The sequence below is a fragment of the Cohnella luojiensis genome, from assembly GCF_004564235.1.
GTDB classification, from domain to species: domain Bacteria; phylum Bacillota; class Bacilli; order Paenibacillales; family Paenibacillaceae; genus Cohnella; species Cohnella luojiensis.
On sequence record NZ_SOMN01000021.1, the window covers coordinates 1 to 11377 of the forward strand.

At 45.8% G+C, this 11377-nt stretch carries 11 protein-coding genes and 1 riboswitch; of the genes, 6 read left to right on the forward strand and 5 right to left on the reverse strand.

What is annotated here, in order from left to right:
• Positions 1–168: 168 nt before the first annotated feature.
• The 5 genes from E2980_RS14525 to E2980_RS14545 all read left to right on the forward strand — a co-directional run bounded on the left by E2980_RS14525 (position 169) and on the right by E2980_RS14545 (position 3649).
• Positions 169–1005 carry a hypothetical protein gene (locus E2980_RS14525; RefSeq protein ID WP_135152906.1) on the forward strand — a complete coding sequence of 279 codons (837 nt, stop codon included), beginning with the start codon at positions 169–171 and terminating at the stop codon, positions 1003–1005.
• A gap of 31 nt (positions 1006–1036) precedes the next feature.
• Complete coding sequence (locus E2980_RS14530; RefSeq protein ID WP_135152907.1) at positions 1037–1648, forward strand: NAD(P)/FAD-dependent oxidoreductase; 612 nt, start codon at positions 1037–1039, stop codon at positions 1646–1648.
• A 194-nt stretch (positions 1649–1842) separates the two neighbouring features.
• The gene (locus tag E2980_RS14535) at positions 1843–2478 is read left to right on the forward strand and encodes a TVP38/TMEM64 family protein (RefSeq protein WP_135152908.1); all 636 of its coding nucleotides are present in this window, start codon (positions 1843–1845) and stop codon (positions 2476–2478) included.
• A gap of 62 nt (positions 2479–2540) precedes the next feature.
• A complete protein-coding gene (locus E2980_RS14540) occupies positions 2541–3212 on the forward strand; it encodes an ankyrin repeat domain-containing protein (RefSeq protein WP_135152909.1) in 672 nt (223 codons plus the stop codon).
• A gap of 65 nt (positions 3213–3277) precedes the next feature.
• On the forward strand, positions 3278–3649 hold the full coding sequence (locus E2980_RS14545; protein ID WP_205699977.1) for an ArsR/SmtB family transcription factor: 372 nt from the start codon (positions 3278–3280) through the stop codon (positions 3647–3649).
• Positions 3650–3801: 152 nt separating this feature from the next.
• On the opposite strand, the gene E2980_RS14550 is transcribed toward E2980_RS14545, so the two are convergent.
• The 5 genes from E2980_RS14550 to E2980_RS14570 all read right to left on the reverse strand — a co-directional run bounded on the left by E2980_RS14550 (position 3802) and on the right by E2980_RS14570 (position 9928).
• On the reverse strand, positions 3802–4941 hold the full coding sequence (locus E2980_RS14550; RefSeq protein ID WP_135152911.1) for a polysaccharide pyruvyl transferase family protein: 1140 nt from the start codon (positions 4939–4941) through the stop codon (positions 3802–3804).
• Positions 4942–5013: 72 nt separating this feature from the next.
• Positions 5014–6633 carry a glycosyltransferase gene (locus tag E2980_RS14555; protein ID WP_167747136.1) on the reverse strand — a complete coding sequence of 540 codons (1620 nt, stop codon included), beginning with the start codon at positions 6631–6633 and terminating at the stop codon, positions 5014–5016.
• Between the two features lies 1 nt (position 6634).
• On the reverse strand, positions 6635–8275 hold the full coding sequence (locus E2980_RS14560; protein ID WP_135152913.1) for a bifunctional glycosyltransferase family 2 protein/class I SAM-dependent methyltransferase: 1641 nt from the start codon (positions 8273–8275) through the stop codon (positions 6635–6637).
• A 24-nt stretch (positions 8276–8299) separates the two neighbouring features.
• Positions 8300–9436: a glycosyltransferase gene (locus E2980_RS14565; RefSeq protein WP_135152914.1), complete on the reverse strand. Its 1137-nt coding sequence runs from the start codon at positions 9434–9436 to the stop codon at positions 8300–8302.
• A 75-nt stretch (positions 9437–9511) separates the two neighbouring features.
• Positions 9512–9928: a hypothetical protein gene (locus E2980_RS14570; RefSeq protein ID WP_135152915.1), complete on the reverse strand. Its 417-nt coding sequence runs from the start codon at positions 9926–9928 to the stop codon at positions 9512–9514.
• A gap of 140 nt (positions 9929–10068) precedes the next feature.
• Positions 10069–10182, forward strand: a riboswitch (TPP riboswitch).
• A gap of 116 nt (positions 10183–10298) precedes the next feature.
• Here E2980_RS14570 and E2980_RS14575 point away from each other — a divergent pair.
• A complete protein-coding gene (locus E2980_RS14575; protein ID WP_240703039.1) occupies positions 10299–11363 on the forward strand; it encodes an ABC transporter substrate-binding protein in 1065 nt (354 codons plus the stop codon).
• Positions 11364–11377: the final 14 nt, after the last annotated feature.

Sequence of the window (11377 nt, forward strand, 5' to 3'; positions counted from 1 at the left end):
ATCTGTTTTGGGCGCTTGCCTATAATGTCATCGGTATTCCGATTGCAGCCAGCGGTTTTCTCGCTCCGTGGCTTGCCGGGGCAGCTATGGCACTCAGCTCGGTTTCGGTCGTACTAAACGCATTGCGGTTACAAAGAATAAAGCTTTAAATCTACGGGAGGTACCCCAATGAAACGATTACCACTCTTATTGTTAATTGTCGCTCTTGTTAGTTTGACCGCCTGTTCCAAACAAAATGGCAATAACCAAATGGAACATGGCGGCAATGGAATGGATCACGGATCACATGCAGAGAAGGATCCAACAAGCGCCGCACAATCAACAAGTGCCGTCTGGAAGCTTTCGACTGAAAAGCCGAAGCCGAATACAGATACGGACATCACGATTCAAATTCAAGATAACGAAGGCAAGCCAATCGAGAAGTTTGATATCAACCATGAGAAGAAGATGCATTTAATCGTAGTGAGCAAAGATTTATCGTTCTTCGACCATATTCATCCTGAATACAAAGGTGACGGGAAATTTGTCGTGACGACGCAGTTCCCGAATTCTGGGGACTACAAGTTGATAGCTGACTATGTCCCGACCGGCAGTTCAGCGACTTCCCAGAGCGAATGGGTGAATGTGGAAGGGGATGCTCCAAAATTAGCTGAAATAACTCCTGAAACAAGCTTCGTAAAGACGGTCAACGACATAGATGTTACGTTATCTTTTGATCATCTGATGTCTGACATGGACTTGAACTTGAAGTTCAACATGGTTGATGCAAAAACGAAAAAGCCGGTTACTGATTTGCAACCATACCTGGGTGCAGTTGGCCATGTTGTTATTATAAGCGCGGATGCTGAGCAATATTTACATGTTCATCCGACGGATGAGAAAGCCAAAGGACCGGATGCAGAGTTCATGACGAAATTCCCGAATAGCGGTGTTTATAAAATCTGGGGGCAGTTTCAACGGAATGGCGAGACCTTTATTGTCCCGTTTGTCGTAGAAGTTCCTTAAGTTTGATGTGAATTTTTTGGGAGGGGAAAAAATGAAAATCGCAGTTGCTCCACGTATTGGGGTCGGGGGAAGTTTGTTCACTGCAGAACAGTGGAAATCGATTGGAGATGTGCTTCATGCAGACGCTAAAATTGAATTCACCACGTTTAAGCAGCTTTATATCGATATCGAAGAAGATCATTTCGATGAAACGAAAGAAAAACTCGTAGAAGCGGGTTTAGAGGTTTATCCGACCGGTTTCTTCTCCAAAAACTTAATCGCTTGTAATTTCTGCAGAGGCGCGGAAGAAGCAGGACTTTCCGTTGCACTTAAATTGAACGAAATCGTCGCAGGCCATGCGGTTCCCAGCCCGCTGAAAGTTGGGTATGCAGGTTGTGCGAACGCGACAAGCGAGCCGCTATTCAAAGATATCGGGATCGTCAAGATGAAAGCCGGGTTCAATATTTACGTTGGCGGGGAAGGGAAATCTATCAAAGCCTCATTGGCTCAAATACTGTTCGAGAATGTTCAAGAGATTCAATTAATTCCGATAGTCGAGCGCCTGATCTCCTATTACCAACAGAATGGCAAGACTAAGGAGAGATACTCGCGGTTTGTGCAGCGCATGACCTTAGAGCGGCTTAAGGAAGAAATAATCTCATAAAGTGCGGCAGCAGTCGATTCGTTTTTATGGAAAGGTGTTAAACGAAGTTCCCAAGAACGACCAACGAATGATCGTTGAAGGGATCAAAATGTTTACAGCTGCAATCACACGTGTTAAAGGGGACCAAATCGTTTCCATTGTGCTTTCGTTGGGGTTTATTGCTTTTACTTTAATAGAATACGGATGGTAGTTGAATGTTAAAGAAATGTTTGATTATCGGACTATACATTTTGGCGGCAATTTCTCATACAGTATATCGTGGTCCTTTAATTCTGTGGATGTCATCTGATACTGTCTGGTATTTTGATATCTTGATATTTCTGTCCGCATTACTAATCGCAATAGTGCCAGCAATTCCGTATGGAATAGTGGCGGTCGTCATCGGAGCGAAATATGGGGCAATGATTGGTGCATGCGTTAATATTGCCATTTCTGTATTGGGGGCAATAATCATGTTTATATTTGTTCGGGCTGCTTTTTCAGAAGAAGGAAGACTTAAGACCGCAAATAGGAGGGGAATTAAGTTCTTCACCAAATACGCCGAACGCAACCCTTTTTTTGCCGTTTTATTTGCCCGATTATTACCGCTCATACCTGCTCAAGCCATAAATATCTTTGCTGCGATTATGAGAATACCTTGGAAACTCTATCTCTACGCGACCATACTTGGAAAAATCCCCTTTATCCTGCTGGTCTCCTTGTTAGGTGCTCAATTTCTCAATGCGCCAGATTTTAAGGTAACTATCATCATCATAAGTGTGTACGGATTCTTCTTGTTGGCGGTGTATGGGTTATATCGAAATTTGAAGTGGAGGTGGACAAGATCTTAATATCCATAGACAAACCGCTAGCTTCCGCTTTAGTTAAGGCGATTCACACTGGCGATCTCCCAATGTTAAAGCGATTACTTACAGAGAATCCAGGTTTAATCGCGGCAAGAATAGTCGGATATGACCACGACTACGACAGCGACAGTAATTCGCGCACTCTGCTGCATGTAGCGACGGATTGGCCAGGCCATTTTCCAAACGGTGAAGCAATCGTGTTAGCGTTGATCGAAGCCGGTGCTGAAGTTAATGCTCGGTTCGCTGGTCCACATAGCGAGACGCCGCTGCATTGGGCAGCGAGCAGCAATGATATCGAAGTACTAGACGCATTGCTTGATTCTGGTGCCGACATCGAAACGACAGGCGCGGTAATAGCCGGCGGTACGCCTCTAGATGATGCTGTTGCATTCGGGCAGTGGCAAGTTGCTCAACGGCTGGTAGAACGAGGGGCGCAAACCAAACTCTGGAATGAAGCTGCACTCGGGTTGATGGATCGCGTCAAGGAACGTTTTATTGGGAACAATGTTCCTTCCCCCAGTGAAATTACTATAGCATTCTGGCAGGCCTGCCATGGCGGGCAACGTGAAACGGCGGAGTATCTCCTTGATAGCGGGGCCGATCTTAACTGGATAGGATACAATGAGTTAACCCCGCTAGATATTGCAAGCCATTCCAATGCCGACAAGATAGTGGAATGGTTGCGCAGCCTTGGCGCGCGGTCGTCCGAAGATTCGTAAATCGTAACCTTTCCGAAAAACTCCGAACTTGCTATAATAGTTTTAAATCGTGTAATTCAAAGGTGATGCAGGTGGAAAAGCAATTAATCGAGATGTGCGGCAATACTTGCGACGGCACAGAAATATTTTTACCCGCAGTTAAACAAAAGATGATCGATGAAACGTCCGCCTACGAAATGGCTGAACTATTTAAGGCGCTTAGCGATCCGACTCGAGTGAAATTAATCGGAGCATTGTTAATAAACGAATTGTGCGTACATGATTTAACTGTTTTACTTGAGATGGGACAATCGGCAATATCACATCAGTTAAGATACTTAAGAAACCTTAGAATTGTAAAACGACGCAAATCCGGTAAGACGGTCTATTATTCCCTAGACGATATGCATATCGAACAGATATTTGTGTTGACTTTGCAGCACTTGAAGCATGAGTAATTTAAGCTGTACACGATGTTCCGCTATAAAAGAACGCTCCGATCCAGTTTCAACAGGGATTCGGAGCGTTTCTTCATTTTTGGATGGATAAGTTTTTAACTAATCCGAACGGATATTTACGAAAATAAATAAGGCAGATTCGGGACGATTGCCTACGTAATCATTTGTATAATATTATTAAAATGTTGTTCAACTTGATTTATCAAGTCTTCGCGTATTTTATTTTGTTGTTCATTTGGATTTGGTAGGGTGGAGTTATTTTTATTTTCCAAAGCAGTCTCAATATCTAATAGGGAATTCACGCAAAGATCAGGTTCCTTAATTAATTCAAAAAAACCATTCAACTTTACTAGAACTGCAGTGTTAATAGCCATATGGCCAATTCCGTATGAAAAGGCAGCAATATTTCCGTGTAAACTTGAACCTATAAAAAATCTTGATGAAACAATGAAGGATAGAATATCGATGGGGGATAATTTATTTTCAATATAATGAAAACAATGCGGATGAACACTATTGATTCTTTCTAGAGTCAACCCGTCGTTATGACAATACCCGATCGGTAATAGAACAATTTGAAAACCATATCTTAATTTAATGGATAATAAGATATCGGCTGCCTTTTTAATATTTTCTGCTCCCCAAACAAATCCAGGGGATGACTGGAAAATAAGAAAATCCTTTCCGATAGCTAAGCCATTAGCATTTTTTAATTTCGTGAAATGTTCAACCAAAGCATTTTTGTTGAAGTAATTACTTAAAGCAACCGCAGTATCAGGCACGACGAGAATTTCCCTCTTTACGCCGGCATCTATTAATATATTCTTTGAAAGATGGTCCCTTACAGCTAAATAATTTATATGATCGCAATATGCGCGAACGAGTTCCCGTTCATTTTCATTGCGAAATTTAAAAGGAACGCCGATCGAATTCCAGATGACCGGTATGGAATATTTATCTGCAAAGGTTGAGACATTCCATAATAATTGGGTAGCTGGCGTCATTCCTTGGGTGTAGAACTCCGAAATGTTTGTGTCCAGTCGAAAGAGGTCGCCTCCACCCAAAATAACGGCATTGAAGTTATGTTTTTTATGTTCGGCATCAAAATTAGTGATGGGTTGTACCATGGTATGGGGTTCAAATGGTTTTGGACCGCCAATCGGTGAAAATAATGAAAAACGATTTAAATCGATCCGTTTAGATAGACCACGCTTCAAAATTTCCGGAAAAAGCAAGTCTCCAAAATTCTCTACGTCAAAAGTCCCAATGTTTGCTATATGACTTCCTCTCATTTCAATCCCCTTTTCACTGGTTTGGCGATTTTGTGCGCTGTTTCCGAACGGTAGAATTTATCTAAGTCGGTTTTAATCATGTCTGTACGGAGATTGCAGTGGATGAACAATAGACTGAATGCACTGAGTAATGACCGAGTCGACGGAGAGGGTTTCCAGCAAATCTTGCCGGTCCGCATTAATAGCCATTTGCAAGAGATTCGAACTAAGCCGTAACTGATGGATAAGCGCGGTTTTATAATCCTTCTCGCATTGAAGAAAACCGTTCTTTCTCGCATCCTGTATCAGATGGAACCAGTTGTTGAGAGTGGGGAACATCGTATTTAGATCATTCTGACCTTGACCGGAGTGTCGGCGAAAGTAACTTAAGGGCTCGGCTATATACACTGCGTTTCCCTTGGTCAGAAGATGCAGCCATGAAGCCAAATCGTTGATGCATATATGTCTTCTACCTTGGTAGTGATTAAATTTTTCCGTTAAATCTTTTTTTCTGAACAGGACGGTTGTAGGCTCCCCGATGATGTTTGTACAATACTTTAAACAGAAATTTCCCAGATCTTTACCGTTTATTACGACGTCACTTTCGGAAATTCTTGCTGTGCTTTCAGTGTCAGGCAGCGGTTTCCCCTGTCCGTCAATACATCTACGATAGGAAGTAACGAGCGATACATCAGGTCGGTTAACCAACCAGTGCACCATTTTCGCGATTTTTTCGGGATAAAACAAGTCGTCATCGTTCAGGAAATTAATGTAATCGCCGGTCGCCAATTCAATGCAACGCTCATAATTACTTTCGATGGAACTTTGTTCATTGTGATAATAACGGATACGAGGGTGCTTCGACAGGTAAGGCTCGAGCATTCGCCGCACCCCGTCATGGGTGCTGTCATCGCTTATGATGATTTCAGTATGCGGATAGGTTTGATTAAGTGCGCTCTGAAGCGCAAGCTCCAAAAAATGCGGCCGATTGTATGCGGGAATCAAAATACTGACGAGCGGCATGTCGGATACCTGCGGGAAGTCTTGGGCAAGGTAGTTTCGGCAAAATGTTACCCGGGCCCGGTCATAAGCCTCATCGATAGGCGTTACGCCGCAATCATGCCAACACCAGGGTTCCTGCTGGTTCGGAACAGCTACCTTATAACCTGTCTGAATAAATTCCATACATTGGGACGTATCGTAAAAATGCCAGCCGTCAAACAGGTCATCGCGCCACCTTAAATCGTATTGCGTAGACATCAGCAGGCCATCAACCACCAGAACCTCGGATAACGCTCCGGTAAATCCGCCCCAATCGGTAATCGCCGCTTTGCCGCTGATCGAATCGTAGATTTTACCGACTCTTTTAGGCGCTTCCCACCATATGCCGCTTACCGGGAGCGTTTTGGCGCCGACTACGCCAAGAAGACCTATGGCCGGATGTTCTTCAAACAATTTGATCAGATCGACGAAGAAACGCCGATTCAGAATCAGCACGTCCTGATGCATATAGACTTTATATTTAGCATCGGTTTGCTGAAGCGCTTGGTTATATCCTAATGCCATGCTGCCGGAACGGCGTACGGCGAGCGGTTCGACCGTGAATCCTGCTGGGACCGTTAAAGCATGAATAAATTTCAAGCATTCCGCATATTTCGATTCGTCGTTAACACAGCTGATGACGGCAATTTTCCGAGGGTCAGTGCCGTTCATGCTATCGATTACCCTTCGACAATTTTCCAAGCAGCTCTTCTTTTGAAGGAAATAGTCCATGGTTCATCAATATTTCGGTGATTTTCTGCGCAGTCTTAAAAGGAAAAACGACATCTTGCTCGAGGATGTTTGCCATATCCTTAACTTCGATTTCTCTATTCCGATACATTTCGACCAGTTCCGCACTGCTTTCTTCCGGATCAATCTCCCACTCGATGCGTCGAACGAGTTTTCTCAGCTGTATGATGACTTCAGATCGTGATGTGTCTGGAGCAGGCTGTTTTTTATAGGCTTTTACAATATACTGGTAGACTTTCCATTCTTCCTTCATATCATTGCCGACAAGGCGCTCCATCGCGTCCATCCATTCCTCGTCTTCCCGAGAAGGTTGCAGAATATTGACTCGGAATTGCAAAGCTTGGAATCCGGTGCCAAAAAACAAGCGGCCTATTCCCTCCCGGGTAAAAAAACGAAGATGAGTAACATCCAACAACCCTTTGTCCGTGTAAGTCCAATATCCCTTGAGCAGGTCGCGAATAACCGAGTAATGGGCGACGTTCGGAATGCTGGCCAGCACTTTTCCGTTCTCTTTCAAATAAGGCATAACAGTGCGGAGAACGTTCCAGGGTTCGACCAAATGCTCGAGCACGTCCGCGAAGATAATATAGTCGAAGTATTCGTGCGGCAATTCGATATCAATCGATTCGATATTTTCTGAACGGACATTCGCAAAGCGGGAGGCGATGGCGGCCGCATGCGGGTTTAGTTCGATGCCGTGCAGCTCCGCATTAGGATACCAGTTTTTCAATTCAAGCAGCGTTGCCCCGCAAGCGCAGCCGACTTCGAGAACCCGAATCGGTTCAGCTTCAGGCTCTTCTAAGCACTGTAAAATATCATGCCGAATTCCAAGGGAATAATCCGGGCTAAACCCCCATTTTTGCGCGAACTTTCGGCTATTGGTTTGCATCAAAGCGTAAAAGGATTGCGGATCCTCCCGGAACGAAGCGCTGCCTTCATGATGGATAAACGTATCCGTACTTAACATCAGCCGGTAACCGGCCTGGCGGATGCGAAGACTATAATCGTCATCCTCAAAATTGCCGGGCGAGAATCGTTCGTCCAAATCACCTACGGCTTCGTAAACTTCGCGTTTGATAAGCAGGCAGAAGCCTACTAACTTGAGGCGCTCCTCCCATTTTGAAGGGTCGGTGCGGTTGTATTGCTCGGCAAAGGGGATCATATCCTCCAAAGTCTGGTAAGGAACCTGGAGAGCCGAGTAGTAGGCAGCAGCGTTTGTGACAGGGCCGACCCCGCCGATCCAATCGTCGCTGTAAAGGCAGGAGAGAAGCTGACCAAGCCATCTGGGGGTAACGATCGTATCGTTGTTAAGCAGAAGCAGGTTATCTCCCTTGGCCAGCGCCATACCTTGATTGCAGCCTTTCGGAAAGCCAGCGTTGTCCTTATTATAAATGACTTGTAAATCGGATTGCGCCCTAAGCCACTCGACAGTCCCGTCGGTTGATCCGTTATCGACGACAATGATTTCATAATCGTTCGGCGGGGTATTTGTCCGTATGCTATCGATACATTTTCTCGTAAACGAAAGACCGTTATAGGTCAGAAGAATGATGCTCGTTTTCACCCAGGTTCACCTGCCTCTGCGATTTCAGTTTTTTTTGCCAAACCCATCCGAGCTGTCCGGCCTCGTATTTATAGGCATGCGCATGGCTTCCTCCAATTGTTTTTTGTTTTGCAGAAGGTTGCCGTCTCCCTTCAAATAGTCCAGTGCCTTCAGGTTATGTTCGTACGCTTTTTCGAGCAGGGCAAGCTTGCCGTAACAAATCATTAGTTGAACGTGGGGAGCCCATGTCCAGCAGCTTTTATTCATTAAACCGAACACATGCTTCGGAATTTCATGCCTAAGAGCCGTTTCGTACCAATAGACGGCTTTATCATAATCTTGACGTTCCTGATACCAAAGTCCAATTCGGCAACAATAATCCGCACGGGGCAAATCGAATTCGAATGTACGGAACAAGTAGTGCAGTTCGCGTTTATGCTCGCCTTTCGTACGATAGCAATGCGCAAGGTAGCCGCAGGCGGTCACTTGATCTTCAAAGTAGGCTTCATCCCGGAGAAGAAACGATTCGTACAGGACAATTGCTTCCTCCAGCTGTCCGGTATCCATTAATTCATTGGCGTAATAATAGTGGTAGCGGGAGTCCTCAATGTTATGCTCAGGCTCCGAATGTTTTTCAATAATTTTCAGGTTGCGCTTGGGATCTTTCTTTTCCCGGTTAGGTCCATGCGTGATTTCGATCTCGGAGATCAGCAAATTGCCGCCGACGAGCAGCACCTCGTGAACGGGGTATACCCATCGAAATTGTTGAGACCTCTTCACAAGCCGATTCCGCCTGGTAAACAGCAGCGTATTTCCATAAGCATCCCGCGACACCGCGTAATCCATCAAGACCGAATCGTAGAACGGATTCAGCGTCGCTTTCAGGCTGCGGAATGCTTCCCGGTCTTTGTCTAGCAAGAAATCGTCCGCATCCAGCCAAAGGATATATTCTTTCGTTGCATGCCGGAATGAAAAATTGCGGGCGGCGGCAAAATCGTCGATCCATTCGAAATCGAAAATGCGGTCCGTATAAGCGGACACAACTTCTTTCGTCCTGTCAGTCGAGCCTGTGTCGACGATATTTATCTCATCTACCAGATCCGACACCGAGTCGAGGCATCGGGCGATGTTATTTTCTTCATTTCGGACGATCATACAAAGGCTGATCGTAATCAAATTCATTCATTCCTCTCATTAACAACTTTCTAATTGGGTAAAAAAGCTACACGGCACGAAAGCCGTATAGCTTCTGAAAGATTAGACGGTTGAAGAAGCAATACCCCAGAAGACTTCTGGGCCGACCCGAGTGATAGGGCCGCCGCCAGGCGTAATAACAACGGCTGCCTCGTAGACGATTTCAGCTGCCGCAGGGGCGAGCAAATCTTGCGCCGTAAAGGAAGTAATATCGCCAAGAGGCGCACCAGTTGTTCCGACTTGGGCGGTATAGAAGACAACACCATTGCGGGTTACTTGAATCAATGCCGTAAGGCCGAGAGCGCCTGAGAGACCGATTGTACCCGTGAGATCGACGATCGGATTCGGCACGCCTTGTGTCTGCAGACCGATGCGTCCGAAGATGGAAGTCGTGAGACTAGGGGTTGATGTGACGCCGATAGCTATCGATCCCGTTGAATTGCTGTTCATTGAACTTCGTTGATCAAGAAAAGTTCCCATATGACATCCTCCTTTCTTTTGTAGGATAGTACATGCTATTCAAAAGACAGAGGGATTGAGTAGGTCAAGCATCACCGTAATTTGCGGATTTTGAATAGTTTGCTATAATAAGGGTTGAAAGAAGCGGGTTTCATGAATTGAATAAGCCCCGGGGGAGCTGGAGCAAGGCCGGCTGAGAGTGCATCCCATCGAAGATGCAGACCCTTATACCTGATCTGGTTAATGCCAGCGTAGGAAGGTGGGAGCACGACTTTTAATAGGTTGTGTGATTCGTCCGTGAATATAGGACGCCCTCCGGAAAAGGTGGGCGTTTTTTTGATTATAAGAAGCCCTCTTCTCATCAAATAGATTTATAGAGAGGGAGAGAAAGATGAAAAAAAGCAACAAGGTTTGGCAAGGTTTGGGGTTAACGATGTTAGCGGGTATGTTGCTATTGGCGGGCTGCGGCAACAATGAGAACACGTATGGTTCCGGAAGTCCTTCAGGGGCAAGTCCATCGGCTTCGCCTGCAGGAAGCGTGGAGGAGCCTGCACAAGCGCTGCAAGAAGTGACGCTCGTGCTGGATTGGACGCCGAACACGAACCATACCGGGCTTTACGCGGCGAGAGACCAAGGCTTGTGGGAGAAACGCGGGCTTAAGGTGGAAATCATTCAGCCTCCTGAGACAGGTTCGGACGCAATGGTGGCGAGTGATGCGGCGGAGTTCGGAGTTAGTGCCCAGGAAGGTATGATGCTGGCTCGGGAGCAAGGGTTGCCGATCGTTTCCATAGCAGCCATCATTCAGCATAATACGTCCGGATTTGCTTCCCCGGCGGCCAAGAACATCAAGGAGCCCAAGGATTTCGAGGGTAAAACTTATGGCGGATGGGGTTCACCCGCGGAGCAAGCGGTCATTCAATCCCTAATGAACGTTCAAAGCGCAGACGTCAACAAGGTGACTTTCGTCAATGCAGGGTCTGCGGACTTTTTCACGGCGGTAAAAAAGGATATCGATTTCGAGTGGATTTTCTACGGGTGGACGGGAATCGAAGCCGAGCTTCGCAAAGAGCCTATCAATATGGTTTATTTGTCCGATTACAGCAAACAATTGGATTACTACACCCCTCTTCTGACAACGAATGAAAAGCTGATCAAAGATAAGCCGGAACTCGTTCGCGCGTTCGTGGAAGGGGCTGCGGAAGGTTATCAGTATGCGATCGACAATCCGGATGCGGCTGCCGAGCTGTTGCTTAAGGCGGTTCCGGAACTGAATGCTGATTTGGTAAGAGCAAGCCAGAAGTGGTTAAGCCCCAAATACAAAGACGATGCTTCGCGTTGGGGCGAGCAGAAGAAGGAAGTATGGTCCGGATACGGGGAATGGATGACAAAGAACGGACTGTTGAAAAAAGAACTGAACTACGACGCGATGTTCACGACCGAATTTCTGCCTAAATAAATATAGCAGGACCA